Source organism: Thiocapsa sp. (assembly GCF_022340925.1).
GTDB lineage: Bacteria > Pseudomonadota > Gammaproteobacteria > Chromatiales > Chromatiaceae > Thiocapsa.
In genome coordinates this window covers 1-17,297 of sequence record NZ_JAJDNA010000062.1, presented here as the reverse complement: position 1 = coordinate 17,297, position 17,297 = coordinate 1, and the positions used below count along the sequence as shown (strand labels likewise).

The following is a 17,297-nucleotide window of genomic DNA, read 5'->3' as shown; positions in this document are numbered from 1 at the left end:
GCGTCTCTGCGGAACGCCGCGCCGAAAGCGGACAGTCACCAGGGCGCGAGGCGCGTGCCGGCCTGGAAGCCGCCCGCACATCGCCGACGTCTTTCATCCTCTATCCGCACGAGAGCGCTCGAGACCTCGCGCCCGTGCGCCTCCCGAACCCAACCCTGGCAATCGACAGGGGTCAGTTGTTCTGGATCACGATCCGGGGGAATTTGGCCGCATAGTCCTTTGCTTGGAGTGACAATTTGGCGGCCGTCTTGCGCGCGATCTCACGATAGATGGCGGTGACGCGCGACTCCGGTTGCGCGACGACGGTCGGCCGGCCATTGTCCGTCTCTTCGCGAATATGGCCATTCAACGGCAGCGACCCGAGCAGGTCGACGCCGTACTGCTCCGACATCTTTTCTCCGCCGCCCTCCCCGAAGATGTGCTCCTCGTGGCCGCAGCTCGAGCAGATATAGGTGCTCATGTTCTCGACGATCCCCAGCACCGGCACTTCCACCTTCTGGAACATCTTGAGGCCCTTTCGTGCATCCAGGAGGGCGATGTCTTGAGGGGTGGTGACGATCACCGCGCCTGAGACGGGCACCTTCTGGGCCAGGGTCAATTGGGTGTCTCCGGTACCCGGCGGCAGATCGATCACCAGGTAGTCCAGCTCGGACCAGTTGGTGTCATTCAAGAGCTGCTCGAGCGCCTGGGTGACCATGGGACCGCGCCAGATCATCGGCGTCTCCTCGTCGATGAGGAAGCCGATGGACATGGCCTGGAGATGATAGCTGTTCATGGGCTCCAGGCTATTGCCGTCTTTGGACTCGGGCTTACCCGTGATACCCAGCATGCGCGGCTGGGAGGGACCGTAGATGTCAGCGTCCAGGATCCCGACGCGTGCGCCCTCGGCTGACAGTGCAAGCGCCAGATTGACGGCGGTCGTGGACTTGCCGACCCCCCCCTTTCCGGATGCCACGGCGATGATGTTCTTGACGTTGTCGATCGGCTTGAGCGATTTTTGGACGGAATGGGATCTGATCTCCCAGCTCACGTCGACCTGGACCATGCCAACCCCATCGACCTTCAGCACGGCCGCCCTGACCGCCTCCGCGATCGCTTCGCGGACACCCTTCGCCGGGAACCCCAAAACGACCTTGATGCGGACCTGATCACCTTCGATTGCGATGTCCTTGATCGAGTGCGCCGCCACCAGATCTCGACCGAGGTGCGGCTCCGTGTAGCCCTTGATCGCGGATTCGATGGCTTCTTTCGTGGGTTCGGGCATGAGGTACTCCAAAGTGAATGATGATGCCGGTCCTCGCGCGAGGCTCGTGCCGTCGATGCGCACGGGGTCGTACAATCGAGTCGACAAACTTTCCGCCCACGGTTGGTATGGACGGGCGTTAAATCAAGTATCGCCGGGCCTGCCGGCCGCAGGCCACGCAGACGCGCACCGGGCCCAGGGTGCAAGGCCGCGCTGTTCCAGCAAGGAGGGCCCGTGAGATACTGAGGCCCTCCGTTCGAGACCCCTGAGCCGCTCCATGAGTGAGATCCGCGACATCCTCGTCACCAGCGCCCTGCCCTACGCCAACGGACCGATCCATATCGGTCACCTGCTCGAATACATCCAGACGGACATCTGGGCACGCTTTCAGAAGATGCGCGGACATCATTGCTGGTACGTCTGCGCGGACGACGCGCACGGCACCCCGATCATGCTGCGGGCGCGTCATGAGGGAATCACGCCGGAGGACCTGATCGCGCGGGTCGCCGAGGAGCATCGCGCGGACTTCGCGGCATTCCGGATCGATTTCGACAACTACCACTCCACCCACTCGGCTGAGAACCGCTATTACGCCAACCTGATCTACGCGCGCAACCGCGACAAGGGCCACATCAGCAAGCGCTCGATCACCCAGGCCTACGACCCGGTCGAGCACATGTTCCTGCCCGATCGGTTCATCAAGGGAGAGTGTCCCAAGTGCGGGGCAGCCGACCAGTACGGCGACAACTGCGAGGTCTGCGGGGCCAGCTATTCACCCAACGAGCTCAAGAACCCGCGATCGGCGGTCTCCGGTGCGGTACCCGAGCAGCGCGAGTCGGACCACTATTTCTTCCGTCTGGGCGACTTCGAGGCCCTGCTGAAGGATTGGACGCGCGGCGGTGGACTCCAGCCCCAGGTCGCCAACAAGCTCGACGAGTGGTTCGCCGCCGGTCTGCAGGAGTGGGACATCTCGCGTGACGCGCCCTATTTCGGCTTCGAGATCCCGGACCATCCGGGCAAGTTCTTCTATGTCTGGCTGGATGCGCCGATCGGGTACATGGCGAGCTTCCGCAACCTCTGCGACAGCCCGCGCGGGCGGGCCGCAGGGCTCGACTTCGACCATTTCTGGTCCAAGGACGCGACGGCCGAGCTCTATCACTTCATCGGCAAGGACATCATCTACTTCCATGCCCTCTTCTGGCCAGCCATGCTGCATGGCGCGGATTTCCGCACACCAAGCGCCATCTTCGCGCACGGCTTCCTGACGGTTGACGGTCAGAAGATGTCGAAGTCCCGCGGCACCTTCATCAAGGCCCGGACCTATCTCGAGCATCTCAACCCCGAATACCTGCGCTATTACTTCGCGGCCAAGCTGGGCCCGGGCGTCGACGATGTCGACCTCAGCCTGGAGGACTTCACCGCACGGGTGAACTCGGACCTGGTCGGCAAGGTCGTGAACATCGCCAGCCGCAGCGCCGGCTTCATCACCAAGCGGTTCGCCGGCAGGCTCGCACCGACGCTGTGCGACACGGGACTCTTCGACGCGTTCGTCCAGGCCGGCGAGTCGATCGCCCACGCCTACGAGAGGCGCGAGCTCAGTCGCGCTGTGCGCGAGATCATGGCCCTGGCCGACCGGGCCAACCAGTACATCGACGAGCAGGCGCCATGGGTCCTTGCCAAACAAGCCGGACAGGAGGCGCGGCTGCACGGCGTCTGCTCCCTGGGACTCAATCTCTTCCGCATCCTGATCGGCTATCTGCGCCCCATCCTGCCCGGCACCGCCGCCGATGCGGAGTCCTTCCTGCGGATCGGCCCCCTCACCTGGGCGGCGCTGGCCGAACCCCTGCTCGACCGAGAGATCGCCCCGTTCAAGCCCCTGATGACCCGCGTCGAGCCGGCCCACATCGCCGCGATGCTGGAGGCCTCGAAGGAAGACCTGAGCGCGGCCCGCCCCGCATCGGCGATTGAGCCCACCAACCCACACCTGGCTCGGGACCCGATCGGCGCTGTGGTCGACATCGAGACCTTTGCCAAGCTCGACCTCCGGATCGCCCGCATCCGCTCGGCCGGCCCAGTCGCGGGCGCTGATAAGCTTCTGAGACTCGAGTTGGACCTCGGCGGCGAGACCAGGACCGTCTTCGCTGGCATTCGTGCCGCCTACGACCCACGTGATCTAGAAGGCCGCCTCACGGTGATGCTCGCCAATCTGGCCCCTCGAAAGATGCGTTTCGGCACCTCAGAAGGCATGGTTCTGGCTGCCGGCCCAGGCGGCAAGGACATCTTCATCCTCAGTCCGGACGCGGGCGCCGAGCCGGGCATGCGGGTGAAATAGGGCGAGGATGCTGCACGCCGGCGGCTCGGCGCGTTGCCTCAAAACCCTCCTCGGCCAATCTTGTAGCGATCCGGCCCGGGGGCGTATCCTTCGAGGATTTCGCACCCGCGGCAATCCCTGGCCGCGTTTGCACAGCTCCGGTCGCACGCCCCGCAGACAGCATGACTGAATACGCCCTCATCCTTATCGGCACCGTGTTGGTCAACAACTTCGTGTTGGTGAAGTTCCTCGGACTCTGCCCCTTCATGGGGGTGTCCAAGAAGCTCGAGACCGCCGCAGGGATGGGATTGGCGACCACCTTCGTGCTGACACTCTCCTCGATCACCTCCTGGCTCGTAAACCAGTACCTGCTGGTACCGCTGGGCATCGAGTATCTGCGCATCATCGCTTTCATCCTGGTCATCGCGGCCGTCGTGCAGTTCACCGAGACCGTCATGCGCAAGTCCAGCCCCCTCCTGTATCAGGTGCTGGGGATCTTCCTGCCACTCATCACGACCAACTGCGCCGTGCTTGGTGTCGCCTTGCTGAACCTCCAGGCCAAGCGCAGCCTGGTCGAGGCGACCCTCTATGGCTTCGGTGCCGCGGTCGGCTTCTCCCTGGTGCTCACCCTGTTCGCCGCGGTGCGCGAGCGGGTTGCCGTGGGGGATGTCCCCGAACCCTTCCAGGGCAGCGCCATCGCACTCATCACCGCGGGGCTCATGTCGTTGGCCTTCATGGGTTTCGCCGGGCTCGTGTCGAGCTGACGGGGAATCGATGTGCTGACCGCCATCCTGGCTATGACCGGCCTGTCCTGTGCCCTCGGTCTCCTGCTCGGCTATTCGGCGATGCGCTTTCGGGTGGAAGGCAACCCGATCGCCGATCAGATCGACGCCCTCCTGCCTCAGACCCAATGCGGGCAGTGCGGCCATCCCGGATGCCGTCCCTACGCGGAGGCACTCGCCAGGGGTGAGGACGAGATCAACAAGTGCGTGCCCGGGGGCGAGGCCACCCTCCTGGCCCTGGCCGACTTGCTGGGACGTGAGCCCGTCGCACTGGAGATCGCCGAGAAGCCGCCCGCGGTCGCGGTGATCGACGAGCAGACCTGCATCGGTTGTACACTCTGCCTCCAGGCCTGCCCGGTCGACGCGATCGTCGGGGCCGCGAAACAGCTCCACGGGGTGATCGCCGCGGATTGTACGGGCTGCGAGCTGTGCCTCCCGCCCTGCCCGGTCGATTGCATTCGGATGGTCCCGATCGCAGCGGACATTCCGCATTGGCGCTGGCCCTACCCATCCAGCAAGTCGTCGGCCCGAGCCACCACGCCGGAGCATGAGGCCCCCCAGGCGGCCTGACCGGAGGAGACGCATGGCAGCCCTGCTTCCACTGATTGGCCGGCGGCGCCTCTGGACCTTCCACGGCGGTCTCCATCTGCCGGACGAGAAGGCCCTCTCCAACGGGCGTGCTGTCGAGGGCGCGCCCCTGCCGAGGCGCCTCATCATCCCTTTGCTGCAGCATATCGGCGCGCCGGCACGCCCCATCGCCCAGGTCGGCGAGCGCGTGCTGAAGGGGCAGTTGCTGGCGCTTGCCGACGGGAATGTCAGCGCCTGCGTCCACGCATCCAGCTCGGGCACACTGGTTGCCATCGAGGATCACCCGGTGCCCCACCCCTCCGGCCTCTCGGCACCCTGTGCGGTGATTGAGACCGACGGCGAGGACACCTGGGCCGAGCTGCCAGAGCCGATGGGGGGCTATCCCCAGCTGGATCCGGCCGAGATTCGCGAGCGCATCCGTTGGGCGGGCGTGGTCGGGCTCGGCGGGGCCTCCTTCCCGAGCAGCGTCAAGCTCAACCCGAGCACCGATCATCGGATCCGCACCCTGATCATCAACGGTGCGGAGTGTGAGCCTTACATCACCTGCGACGACCTGCTCATGCGCGAGCGCGCCGGGAGCATCCTGGCGGGTGCCCGGATCATGCGACATCTGCTCGGAGGTGCGCGGATCCTCATCGGGATCGAGGACAACAAGCCCGAGGCCTGTGAGGCGCTCCGCTTCGCGCTGGCCGAGACGGACATGCGCGGCTATACCGAGATCCGATCCATCCCGACCCTCTACCCGAGCGGCGGTGAAAAACAGCTGATCCGGATCCTGACCGGCAAGGAGGTGCCGAGCCACGCCATCCCGGCGCAGATCGGCATCGTCTGCCAGAATGTCGGTACCGCGGCGGCCGTGGCCGACGCGGTCCTAGAGGGCCGCCCCCTGATCTCGCGCATCGTCACCGTCACGGGACGCGCAATTGGCGAGCCGCGAAACCTCGAGGTGCGGATCGGCACGCCGGTCTCGGAGCTGATCGCACGCGCCGGCGGCTATCGCGAGCGCCCGCGCAAGCTCGTGTGCGGAGGACCCATGATGGGCTTCGACCTCGCGAGCGCCGACGTGCCCGTGACCAAATCGGCCAACTGCATCCTGGCGTTGACCGAGGCGGAGGCGCCCGACCCGGGTCCGGCCCTCGCCTGCATCCGCTGCGGGCGCTGCGCCGAGGTCTGCCCGGCCAAGCTGCTGCCTCAGCAGCTTTATTGGCACGCCCGGGCAAAGGATCTCGACCGGGCTCAGGACTACCACCTGTTCGACTGCATCGAGTGCGGCTGCTGCGCGCAGGTCTGTCCGAGCCACATCCCGCTTGTCCAGTACTATCGGTATGCCAAGAACGAAGTCTGGGCGCGCGAGCAGGAGAAACGCAGTGCGCAACAGGCACGCGCACGCCATGAGGCAAGGCAATCGCGCCTCGAACGCCAGGAGCGCGAGCGCAAGGCCAGGCTGCGTCAGAAGAAGGCGTCGCTCGACGCCGCCCCAGGGGCAGGACAGTCCGAGCAGGATGCGAAGAAGGCGGCCATCGCCGCCGCGCGGCAGCGCGCCGCGGCCAAGAAGGCATCGGCATGAGCGGGCCAGTGGTGTCCTCCCCGCACGGACCCCGGCCGTATCGGGTCGACCGCGTCATGCTCGAGGTCCTGTTGGCGCTGGTGCCCGGCGTTATCGTCATGACCTGGTTCTTCGGATGGGGCACGCTGATCAATATCGCCCTCGCCACGCTGGTCGCCGTCGCCGCCGAGGCTTCAATCATGCTGCTGCGGCGGCGCCCCGTAACCCCGGCCATCGGGGACTACAGCGCCGTGGTCACGGCCGTGCTGTTCGCGATCTCGGTACCCCCGACGCTGCCGTGGTGGATGACCCTGCTCGGGATGCTCTTCGCCATCGTCCTGGTCAAGCAGCTGTACGGCGGACTCGGCTACAACCCTTTCAACCCGGCCATGGCCGCCTATGTCTTCGTCCTGGTCTCCTACCCGGTGGCGATGACCACGTGGCTGGCCCCCGACGTGCTGGCCGAGCACCCATTGTCGTTTGCGGAATCACTCCGACTGATCTTCACCGGCGCCTTGCCGACAGGCCTGGAGTGGGACGCCCTCTCGGCAGCGACCCCCCTGGATGAGATGCGGGGAAAGCTCGATCAGGGTCTCCGCATCGAGGAGATCCGGCAGAGTCCGCTGTGGGGCGACTTCGGCGGCCGCGGCTGGGAGTGGGTCGCCAACGGGTTCCTGCTGGGCGGGCTCTATCTGTTGTGGCGACGCATCATCACTTGGCACATCCCCGCCGCGATGCTGCTCGCCCTGATGATCGCGGCGGGCATCTTCTGGTTGCTCGACCCTGAGACTCACCCCTTCCCGGCCTTCCACCTGTTCAGCGGTGCGGCGATCCTGGGGGCCTTCTTCATCGCCACCGACCCGGTCAGCGCCTGCACCACAAAGAACGGACAGCTCATCTTCGGGGCCTCGATCGGCTTGCTGGTCTTCGCAATCCGCACCTGGGGCGGCTACCCGGACGCGGTCGCCTTCGCGGTCTTGCTGATGAACATCGCCGCCCCGACGATCGATCACTACACCCAACCCCGTGTCTTCGGACATGCCAAAGACCGAGCCGACCGATGAAGACAGCACCCATTTTCCTCGCCGCCGTCGTTCTGAGCGCCTTCTCAGTGGCCGGTGTTGCGCTGGTTGCCGTGACCCATCAGGTGATGGATGGCCGCATCGCCGAGAACGAACGCCTGGCCATGCAGGGCAAGATCGAGTCGATCATCCCGAGCGGACAATTCGACAACGACCCGCTTGAGGACCTGATCCAGGTCAGCGCCCGCCCGCTTCTGGGTGCCGAGAGCACGCGGGTCTATCGCGTTCGCAAGGGCGACGAGCCGGTGGCGGTGATCCTGGATCCGGTCGTCCCGGACGGCTATGCGGGACCCATCAAGCTCCTGGTGTCGGTGCTGCGCGATGGAACGGTCGGCGGGGTGCGGGTGCTGCTCCACCATGAGACGCCCGGACTCGGTGACAAGATCGAGGAACGCAAGTCCGACTGGGTCCTGGGTTTCGACGGGAAGTCCCTGTCCGACCCCACGATCGAGGGCTGGGCGGTCAAGCGCGACGGCGGTGAGTTCGATCAGTTCACGGGGGCGACCATCACACCCCGCGCAATCGTCAATGCGGTCAAGAACACGCTGATCTATGTCCGGCAGCAGGGTGACACGCTGTTCGATCCGGTCGACGTGACCGCCACCAAGGGGACGGGCTGATGGCGGCCCCCCAACCCTACGGCAGCATCATCGGCGACGGTTTGTGGCGCAATAACCAGGCCTTGGTTGCACTGCTCGGCCTCTGTCCTTTGCTTGCGACCACCACCAGCGCCACCAACGGCCTCGGTATGGGACTTGCCACCACTGCGGTGCTCATCCTGTCCAATGTCACCGTCTCGCTGATCCGCAACCTCGTGCGCCCGGAGGTGCGGCTCCCCGTCTTCGTGCTGGTCATCGCCTCCTTCGTCACTACGGTCGAGTTGAGCATGCAAGCCTATTTCTACGAGCTCTATCTTGTCTTGGGTCTCTTCATCCCCTTGATCGTCACCAACTGCGCCATCATCGGCCGGGCCGAGGCCTTCGCATCCAAGAACCGGGTCGATCGTGCGCTGCTCGACGCGATCGCCATGGGCATCGGCTTCACGCTCGCATTGGTCGCGCTCGGGGGAATGCGCGAGCTGGTCGGCCAGGGGACACTCTTCTATCAGGCCAATCTGTTGCTCGGGGAGGCCGCGACCGGCCTGAGCCTGAGCCTCGGCGCTGGCTTTCAGGGCGCCCTCGTCGCGATCCTCCCGCCCGGGGCCTTCATCGGACTGGGCCTCTTGATCGCGCTCAAGAACCTGATCGACGCACGGAACAGACGCCGCGCAGCTGCGCGAGCGGCACATCCCGAGCTTCCACAGGCACCCGCGAGCGGCGCGATCGCGCCGGGCTGAGCGAATGGTTGGCTTCATAGCGCCAGGGACTGGTCCGCGAGCGCTTGACGGTTCGGGTTCTTCGACGCCGCGGACCGGTCTTGTCCCTGAGCCGCCACTTCCAACGCCCGCCTCAGCGCATCCGGGCGAACCGGCTTGGCCAAGAAGGCGTCCATCCCGGCGGCGAGGCAACGCTGCTTCACCTCCTCCGACGCATTCGCGGTCAGGGCCAGGATCGGCAGCGGTCGATCGGGCGCCTGCTGGCGATAGCACCGGGCGAACCCGATCCCGTCGAGCCCGGGCATCCGCAGATCGACGATGGCGACCCGGTAGGCCCCGGAGAGGGCCTCGGACAAGGCAGTCCGACCATCCGCCACGCGCGTGACGGCGAGCCCCATCTTGGTCAGGTGGCTGGTGATCACTCGGGCAGCAATCTCGTTGTCCTCCGCCACCAGGACAGGGTAGCGATCGAATGTCGACACCTCCCGGACGGCACGGGGTGCCGGGTCGAGCGGATCGGCTCGGGGCTCTCCCGACCGCAGCTCCGCGCGTCCGAGGAGCGATTCGGCAGCCGCGACCAGGTCCTCGGGTAGGTACGGCTTGCCCAGATAGGCGCACCGCGCCGAACCCAGGTCCGGGCGCCGTCCGGGGTAGACCAGAAAGAGGCAGGGTACTGAAGCAGCCAGCGCCCGCGTGACCTGCGCGAGCGCGGTCTGGAAGCCCAAACCCTCCGGGTGATCGGCGATGACGATCAGATCCACACCGTCGCCCCGGATGTCCGGCGCGGTGACCTGCGCGGTTTCTGCAACGGCCTCGCAGCGCGCCCCTTCCCGCTCGAGCACGGCCCGGTCGAGATCCCGGTAGGTGGCGTTCCGCTCCACCACCAGAACCCGCATGTCGCCGAGTCGCCGCTTCGGCGCGTCTCCCGGCGAGACGGCGCCGATCAGCGGCAGCCGGATCCAGAACCGGCTGCCCTGGCCCTCCTTGCTGTCGACGCCGATCGTTCCGCCCATGAGCAAGGTCAGCTCACGGGCAATGGCGGTGCCGAGACCGGTTCCTCCGAAGCGGCGCGTGGTGGACTCATCGACCTGCCGAAAACGCTCGAACAGATGCGCGAGTGCGTCTTCCGGGATGCCGATCCCCGTGTCGAGGACCTCGAAGAGCAGGTGCTGCCGGTCGAGGCCCGGCACCGCGGTTTGGACGCGCACGCGCACCAGGATCTCACCCTGCTCGGTGAACTTGATGGCGTTCCCGATCAGATTGAACAGGATCTGGCGCACCCTTAGCTGATCGCCCACCACGCTTGGCGGAACATCGGGGGACAGGTCACAGATGAGCTCCAGGCGGGTGGCGCGGGCGCGGCTCGCAAGCGCGTTGCAGACGTCTCGCACCGGGACACGCGGATCGAACGGAATCCGCTCTAACACAAGCTGACCAGCGTCGATCTTGGAGAAATCCAGGATGTCTCCGATCAGCGCGCCGAGGACGTCGGCCGAGGTGGCGATGGCCTCCGCATAATCACGCTGCTCCGCATCGAGGCGGGTACCACGGAGGAGATCGGTCATGCCGATGACGCCAGTGAGAGGAGTTCGCAGCTCATGCGTCATGAAGGCCAGAAAGTCACCCTTGGCCTTGTTCGCCTTCTCGGCCTCCGCGCGAGCCAGCTGAACCTGGCGCACCAAGAAAAACTGATAGAGTGGGAGGAGGACCAGCAGCGCCAGGAAGAAGGCCGCCTCGAAGGTGTGGCGCGGCCATTCGTCGAGCGCGATGAGGACGACCGTGTAGGCGGCGACGGCCACCGTGGAGGCGACGACGAGCTGAGACTTCCCGAATCGGGTACCGGCTGAGATGAAGACGAGGATATAGAGCAGGTAAAAGGGGCTGATCGCCTCGCGGGTGATGAAGATGGCGAGACTGATCGCGACGACATCCAGACAGATTCCCAGATAGACGCGTGCCGGCCAGTCGGGGCGACGCAGGATGCTGGCCAGGAAACCGATGTTCGACGCCAGGTAGAGTGCGAACAGGACCAGGTAATCGGGGACGTCGATCCGGTAGTACCCCGTGAAGGCAGCCAAGGCAATGTAGAGGGCGCCGAGGAGACAGGCGGTCACACGAACCAGCGCAGACTGGAATTCCGGGTTCCCGCCCAGCGCGCCTGGCAGACCGAAACGCCGCATGAGTCCGCCCATCCACCCGCCTCCCACTCCCGCCCCTGAGGACCGCACTGAACAATTCGGCCCTTCCCGCGGCACACGGAGGTGCAGCCATTCGCAGTCGCTCAAGCGATCGACAATCCGCGAACGGAAAAACCGTGTCTTGCCGCTTCGTGCTGATTCTGACCGGGACAGCCATGAATCAGCATCCCCTTAAAAGGGTCCCGCTGCCCGTTCCGCACGGGGTCAGGCTGGACATGGCCATTCGCCATTGCGGACAGGTCGCACACGAATTGTACACCTTTCTCGGGAATTCGAGCGCTTTTTGTGCTACACGGAGCAAGGCGCGGCTACCCTTCGAGGCCGACGACGTCGGCACGAGGGCACCGGGGCAACACATCCATTTGGCGTGCGTACGGCCCTGCCGCGCGGGCGGGCAGGTCGCCGAGCTCGCGCGGCGGAAGGTCCATCCGCGCCACCAAATGCCCGCCAGTTCAATTGGTTGGATGAGAAGAGAAGCCGTCGAATGTCATTCGAAGGATCATGGTATATTAGCCAATCGCTTCGCGCTCACCGGGCGATGGTTCGGTCCGATGCCGCGCGACAGGATCGACCGGTCCGTCTGCGCACCCCGCCGGATCACCGGCGGACGTGCTGCGGCTGTTGGCTCAAGAGAACGGGGAGAGAGACTATGTCCAAGAAGCATCCGATCGTCGCGGTGACCGGTTCCTCGGGTGCCGGTACGACAACCGTCAAGCGCGCCTTCGAGCACATCTTCTATCGTGACGGGATCAACTCGGCCGTCATCGAGGGCGACAGCTTCCATCGCTTCGACCGGGCCGAGATGAAGAGAGAGATGGCTCATGCGGCCGAGGAGCACAGAAACCTCAGCCACTTCGGGCCCGAGGCCAACCGGTTTGATCTCCTCGAGGACCTGTTCCGCAATTATGGTGAAAGCGGCTCCGGCAAGAAGCGCTACTACATCCACAGCGACGCCGAAGCCGAGTATCACAACGGACGCCTCGGAACCCAGCTCAACGCCGGGCAGTTCACACCTTGGGAGGATCTGCCGGAAAACACGGACCTGCTCTTCTACGAGGGCCTGCACGGCCTTGTGGTCACCGAGAGCGACAACGTCGCCCAGCACGTCGATCTCGGGGTCGGCGTCGTCCCGATCATCAACCTGGAGTGGATCCAGAAGATCTTCCGCGACAATGCCGAGCGGGGTTATTCGGCGGAGGCGATCGTGGACACCATCATGCGCCGGATGCCGGACTACATCCGCCATATCACGCCCCAGTTTTCGCTGACGGATATCAACTTCCAGCGCGTGGCGACGGTCGATACATCCAATCCATTCATCGCCCGCGACATCCCGACACCCGACGAGAGCTTCGTCATCATTCGTTTTAAGAACCCGGAAAAGCTGGAGATCGATTTCCCCTATCTGCTCTCCATGGTTCACGACTCCTTCATGTCGCGGCGCAACACCATGGTCGTGCCGGGCGGAAAAATGGGGATGGCCATGGAGATCATCCTTCAGCCCATCATCGAGCGCATGATGGAGGCCCGTAAGGTCTGAGGGCCGGGCACTGCCGCTGCGCTGCGGGGCTCGAGAGCGAGCCGGGCCCGCGGGGGAGTCCGTGGCACCGCTGCCCTGGGACGGGGCCCTCGCGCCCAGCATAGATTGGTGGGCCGCAGGCCGGGAGGAGCGCGGGTCTGTCAACCTAGCGATTCAGACATCGCATTGTCGAATCGCGAGCTGGACTCAATCGGCGCGCCGGGCGGCCTCTGCGGGGTGGGACGCCTCGTCGCTGAAATCCAGGGATTCAACGCTTAGCAAGTGGACACGGCGACTGTCGGCACGCATCACGGTGAAGCGAAACCGGCCGAGCTCGACCGATTCGCCCCGCTTCGGCAGATGCCCCAAGGCGTTGACCACCAAGCCGCCGATCGTGTCAAACTCCTCATCGGAGAAATCGCTGCCGAAATACTCGTTGAAGTCTTCGATGGGCGTGCGCGCCTTGGCACTGAACTCGTTCTTGCCGCGCCGAAAGATGCCGGGACCCTCGTCATAGTCGTGCTCGTCATCGATCTCGCCGACGATCTGCTCGAGCACGTCCTCGATGGTGACGAGGCCCGCCGCACTTCCATACTCATCGATCACGATGGCCATGTGGTTGCGGCTGGAGCGAAACTCTTTCAGCAGCACATTCAGGCGCTTGCTTTCCGGAACGAAGACTGCCGAGCGCAGCAGCTCTCGAATATTGAAGGCTCGCCGGCCGTTGCCCTTGCAGAACGAGAGGAGGTCTTTGGCGAGCAGGATACCGACCACCTCGCCCTTGTCCTCTCCCGTCACGGGAAAGCGCGAGTGGGCTGACTTGACGACGATCTCGAGGATCGTCTCCAGCGGGTCATCGCGTTTGAGATAGACCATCTCGGCACGCGGGATCATGATATCCCGGACCCGCAGATCGGAAACCTGCAAGGCCCCTTCGACCATGCTCAAGGTATCGGTGTCCAGCAGCTCGCGCTCCCGCGCGTCCTTGAGCACCTCCAAGAGCTGCTCCTTGTCTTGTGGCTCGCCCCCAAGCATATGGCCGATCCGCTCAAGCCAATTGCGTGGACGCGAACCCTCGCTAGATCGATCGCTCGTCATTGTGTGCCGTCTGTCCTCATGTTGCTGTTGTGAAGCGGGTCATCCTGACCGCACAGCTCCGGTTTCATAGGGTGTCGGGAATCCTAACCCGCCTAGGATCTGGGTCTCCAGGCTTTCCATCCGGGCGGCATCGGGCTCGGTCAGATGATCGTAATCAAGCAGATGCAAGACCCCGTGGACCACCATATGGGCCCAGTGAGCCGGCGCGGCCTTGCGCTGCGCGAGCGCCTCCCGCTCCACGACATCAGCGCAGATCACCAGATCGCCGATCAATTCGGCGATCGGATCCCGGGGATCCACCCCTGGGGGCAGCTCGAAGGGAAAAGACAGGACATTGGTGGGCCCATCGCGCCCCCGGTAGACCCGATTCAGGATCGTCGCCTCCTCTGTACCGGCCACACGGATCGTCAGGGCGGCACGAGCGCGCCGCCCCTCCAGGGCGGCGGCGGCCCAGCGCTCGAAGGCAGCGGCCTCGGGCAGGGACGTGGCCCGTGTTGCGATCTGCAGATCCAGCTCGAGTCGGACAGACACGGTCTCGCTCAACCCCCGCCTGGCTGACGGGCACCAGGAGCCGTCCGACCGCGCAGGGGACTCGGTTTCTCGAAGGCATCGTAGGCGTTGACGATGCGCTGCACCAAGGCGTGGCGCACCACGTCCCGGGCATTGAAGAAGGTGAAGCTGATGCCATCGACATCCTTCAGGATCTCCACGGCCTGACGCAAGCCAGACGGCTGCCCGCGCGGCAGGTCGACCTGGGTGACATCGCCGGTGATCACGGCGGTCGAGCCGAATCCGATCCGCGTGAGAAACATCTTCATCTGCTCGGGCGTGGTGTTCTGCGCCTCGTCCAGGAGGATGAATGAGTCGTTCAGCGTCCGACCCCGCATATAGGCGAGTGGGGCGACCTCGATGACATTGCGCTCGAGCAGCTTCGTGACCTTCTCGAAACCGAGCATCTCAAAAAGGGCGTCATAGAGCGGACGCAGATAGGGATCGATCTTCTGGGCCAGATCACCGGGCAGGAAACCAAGCCGCTCGCCCGCCTCAACCGCCGGACGGACCAACAAAAGCCGGCGCACGCGATCGGCCTCCAGTGCCTCGACCGCGCAGGCGACGGCGAGGTAGGTCTTGCCCGTGCCGGCGGGGCCGACGCCGAAGTTGATGTCGTGACTGAGGATGGCGTGCAAGTAGCTCTGCTGATTCGGCCCGCGCGCCTTGATGAGACCACGCTTGGTCTTGATGACGACGTCCGGCAGTCGCGACTCGGCCGTCTCCAACAACGCATCGGCGCCTGAATCCTGCAACGAGAGATGGATCGCCTCGGGCGTCAAGACCGCGTGCTCGGTTTCCGCGTACAAGTCCTGAAGCAGCTGCTCGCCCAGGCGCACACCCTCGGGGTCGCCGATCAGACGGAAGCTTACCCCCCGGTTGCTGATCTCGATGCCGAGACGGTGCTCCAGCTGGCGCAGGTGGCCATCGAGCTGACCGCAGAGATTCGCCAGACGCTCGTTGTCCGCGGGCTCGAGCTCCAGATCCAATGTTTGGGGCTGCGTGGACAAGCCGGTTGCCAGCCTCACCCCCCCGGGCCGGTCATCGGCATCCGCGCCGGAACGGGCCCGAGGACACGACCGCGGAGCGAATTCGGGAGCGCTTCGGTGATCTCGACGTCCACAAAATCGCCGATCAGCCCCGACGCACCGGCAAAGTTGACCACGCGATTATTCTCGGTTCGCCCGGAGAGCTGCAGCGGATCTTTACGCGAAGGCCTTTCGACCAGGACCCGCTGGATCGATCCGACCATCTCGAGACTGTAGCGCCGGGCATTGGCAGTGATGAGCGCCTGCAGCCGATCCAGGCGGGCCTTCTTTTCCGCGAGCGGCACATGGTCGGGATACTCTGCGGCCGGGGTCCCCGGCCGGCGGCTGTAGATAAAGCTGTAGCTCTGATCGAATCCGATGTCTTCCACCAGCCCCAGGGTTGCGGCGAAGTCGTCCTCGGTCTCGCCCGGGAAACCCACGATGAAGTCGCTGGAGATGCCGATGTCCGGGCGAACCTCGCGCAGTCGGCGAATCGTCGATCTGTATTCCAGGGCCGTGTGGCCCCGCTTCATCGCTGCAAGGATCCGGTCCGAGCCGGATTGCACGGGCAGATGGACGAAGCTCACCAGCTTCGGGACCTCTGCGTAGACCTCGATCAGGCCGGCGGAGAATTCCACCGGGTGGCTGGTCGTGAAGCGGATGCGGTCGATGCCGTCGATCGCCGCGACATAGCGAATCAGGAGGGCGAGATCCGCGGTGGGGTCGGTGCCCTGCTCGTCTGCGAGGGCACCTCGATAGGCGTTGACATTCTGACCCAACAGGTTGACCTCGCGGATACCCTGCTCGGCCAGATTCGCGACCTCCGCGATGACGTCGTCGAACGGGCGGCTGATCTCTTCACCCCGCGTGTAAGGTACGACACAGTAAGTGCAGTACTTCGAGCAGCCTTCCATCACCGAGACGAAGGCGCTCGGCCCTTCGGCCTTGGGCGCCGGGAGCCGATCGAACTTCTCGATCTCGGGAAACGACACGTCCACCTGGGGTCGGCGCTGCTGGCGTAACGTCCTGATCATCTCCGGGAGCCGGTGCAGAGTCTGGGGACCGAACACCAGATCAACAAAGGGTGCGCGTGCCCGGATCGCCTCACCCTCCTGGCTCGCCACGCAGCCCCCCACGCCGATGACCAGGTCTGGATTCGCAATCTTCAACGGACGCCAGCGTCCGAGCTGGGAGAACACCTTCTCCTGGGCCTTCTCGCGGATCGAGCAGGTATTGAGCAGGAGGACATCCGCATCCTCGGGGCGCCCGGTCAGCTCCAGATCCGCGGCCGCACGCAACACGTCCGCCATGCGGGCGGAGTCGTATTCGTTCATCTGGCAACCGTAGGTCTGGATATAGAGCTTGCGAAGCATGAAGCGCCTAGGGGAAGGGAGTGCGCGACCGCCCGGTGGGTCAATGGATGAGGTGGGGACAGACCGTCTACAACCCCGGGACGGCCGATCGAGTAGTCACGCAGGCGGTCATCGTCCGGTTTCCGCACCCAGGTGTCAAGCATGCCGCGGCGCTGGAGGCGGCTGGAGTGGCGGCAACAGCCCTGTCCTTCATCCCGCAGGGGTGTCGCCCGATGCGCGCCCTGTCGCCGGCCAGCCGCGCCTCCCGCGAGCGGTCCGGGTGGGATTCGGCACCGGACCGAGGGGCCGGATATATGCCTTTCATTATAAACGGGTTCTTCCCTTTGACATCTAGTGCCGATGGGGCTCGGGACCTAGGCTAAGCGTACGGGAGAACAGGCGCACGCAGTGCCGCGGGGTACATCGCGACAGCACCCGCGAGACCGGCCGGGGGCTCCTGCCCCGAGCGTCCGCTGATCCGCAGGCGCCACGGCCATCGAGCCGCGCATCGCCCGGGACCAACGACAGCGCCCCTCGGCGGCGCCGCAGGCCGGGTCACCGCCCCGACGCGATGAGCATGCCCCCGGGGGCTCCGGCGCGAGGAACGCCTGACGGGATTGCCGCAGCTGAGGGCAAGCCGTCAGGCCACCACAAGGACCCTGATAGGGAGATCCCAAATGCCGACC

14 protein-coding genes are annotated in these 17,297 nt (G+C 65.1%); 8 read left to right on the top strand and 6 right to left on the bottom strand.

Annotation, left to right across the window (positions count from 1 at the left end; all coding sequences use genetic code 11):
• Positions 1-172: 172 nt before the first annotated feature.
• Entirely contained in the window at positions 173-1,264 is a 1,092-nt protein-coding gene (apbC, locus tag LJE61_RS08025; protein ID WP_296912943.1) for an iron-sulfur cluster carrier protein ApbC, read from the bottom strand.
• 256 nt (positions 1,265-1,520) lie between these two features.
• Here apbC and metG point away from each other — a divergent pair, with 256 nt between their 5' ends.
• The 7 genes from metG (at position 1,521) to LJE61_RS07990 (ending at position 8,888) form a co-directional block, all read left to right on the top strand.
• Positions 1,521-3,575: a methionine--tRNA ligase gene (gene metG, locus LJE61_RS08020; protein ID WP_296914621.1), complete on the top strand. Its 2,055-nt coding sequence runs from the start codon at positions 1,521-1,523 to the stop codon at positions 3,573-3,575.
• Positions 3,576-3,736: 161 nt separating this feature from the next.
• Positions 3,737-4,318, top strand: coding sequence for an electron transport complex subunit RsxA (rsxA, locus tag LJE61_RS08015; protein ID WP_296914617.1), 582 nt, complete (start codon positions 3,737-3,739; stop codon positions 4,316-4,318).
• 12 nt (positions 4,319-4,330) lie between these two features.
• Positions 4,331-4,906, top strand: coding sequence for an electron transport complex subunit RsxB (gene rsxB / locus LJE61_RS08010; protein ID WP_296914614.1), 576 nt, complete (start codon positions 4,331-4,333; stop codon positions 4,904-4,906).
• Between the two features lie 13 nt (positions 4,907-4,919).
• A complete protein-coding gene (gene rsxC / locus LJE61_RS08005; protein ID WP_296914611.1) occupies positions 4,920-6,491 on the top strand; it encodes an electron transport complex subunit RsxC in 1,572 nt (523 codons plus the stop codon).
• Positions 6,488-7,534 carry an electron transport complex subunit RsxD gene (rsxD, locus tag LJE61_RS08000; RefSeq protein WP_296914608.1) on the top strand — a complete coding sequence of 349 codons (1,047 nt, stop codon included), beginning with the start codon at positions 6,488-6,490 and terminating at the stop codon, positions 7,532-7,534. The genes rsxC and rsxD overlap by 4 nt, the downstream gene beginning before the upstream one ends.
• Positions 7,531-8,172, top strand: coding sequence for an electron transport complex subunit RsxG (gene rsxG, locus LJE61_RS07995; RefSeq protein ID WP_296914604.1), 642 nt, complete (start codon positions 7,531-7,533; stop codon positions 8,170-8,172). The genes rsxD and rsxG overlap by 4 nt, the downstream gene beginning before the upstream one ends.
• On the top strand, positions 8,172-8,888 hold the full coding sequence (locus LJE61_RS07990) for an electron transport complex subunit E (RefSeq protein WP_296918000.1): 717 nt from the start codon (positions 8,172-8,174) through the stop codon (positions 8,886-8,888). Before rsxG ends, LJE61_RS07990 begins: the two co-directional genes overlap by 1 nt.
• Positions 8,889-8,902: 14 nt before the next feature.
• Here LJE61_RS07990 and LJE61_RS07985 read toward each other — a convergent pair whose 3' ends face one another.
• Positions 8,903-11,059, bottom strand: a complete 2,157-nt coding sequence (locus tag LJE61_RS07985) for an ATP-binding protein (protein WP_296914598.1) — start codon at positions 11,057-11,059, stop codon at positions 8,903-8,905.
• Positions 11,060-11,714: 655 nt separating this feature from the next.
• Here LJE61_RS07985 and LJE61_RS07980 point away from each other — a divergent pair.
• Positions 11,715-12,605: a phosphoribulokinase gene (locus LJE61_RS07980; protein WP_296914596.1), complete on the top strand. Its 891-nt coding sequence runs from the start codon at positions 11,715-11,717 to the stop codon at positions 12,603-12,605.
• 186 nt (positions 12,606-12,791) lie between these two features.
• On the opposite strand, the gene LJE61_RS07975 is transcribed toward LJE61_RS07980, so the two are convergent.
• The 4 genes from LJE61_RS07975 to miaB are packed head-to-tail and all read right to left on the bottom strand — an operon-like array spanning position 12,792 to position 16,632.
• The gene (locus LJE61_RS07975; protein WP_296914593.1) at positions 12,792-13,682 is read right to left on the bottom strand and encodes a CorC family transporter; all 891 of its coding nucleotides are present in this window, start codon (positions 13,680-13,682) and stop codon (positions 12,792-12,794) included.
• Between the two features lie 39 nt (positions 13,683-13,721).
• Positions 13,722-14,213 (bottom strand): rRNA maturation RNase YbeY, encoded by a 492-nt coding sequence (gene ybeY / locus LJE61_RS07970; RefSeq protein ID WP_296914590.1) that lies wholly within the window; start codon positions 14,211-14,213, stop codon positions 13,722-13,724.
• A gap of 8 nt (positions 14,214-14,221) precedes the next feature.
• Positions 14,222-15,241, bottom strand: coding sequence for a PhoH family protein (locus LJE61_RS07965; RefSeq protein ID WP_296917997.1), 1,020 nt, complete (start codon positions 15,239-15,241; stop codon positions 14,222-14,224).
• A 14-nt stretch (positions 15,242-15,255) separates the two neighbouring features.
• Positions 15,256-16,632, bottom strand: coding sequence for a tRNA (N6-isopentenyl adenosine(37)-C2)-methylthiotransferase MiaB (miaB, locus tag LJE61_RS07960; RefSeq protein WP_296917995.1), 1,377 nt, complete (start codon positions 16,630-16,632; stop codon positions 15,256-15,258).
• Between the last annotated feature and the right edge of the window lie 665 nt (positions 16,633-17,297).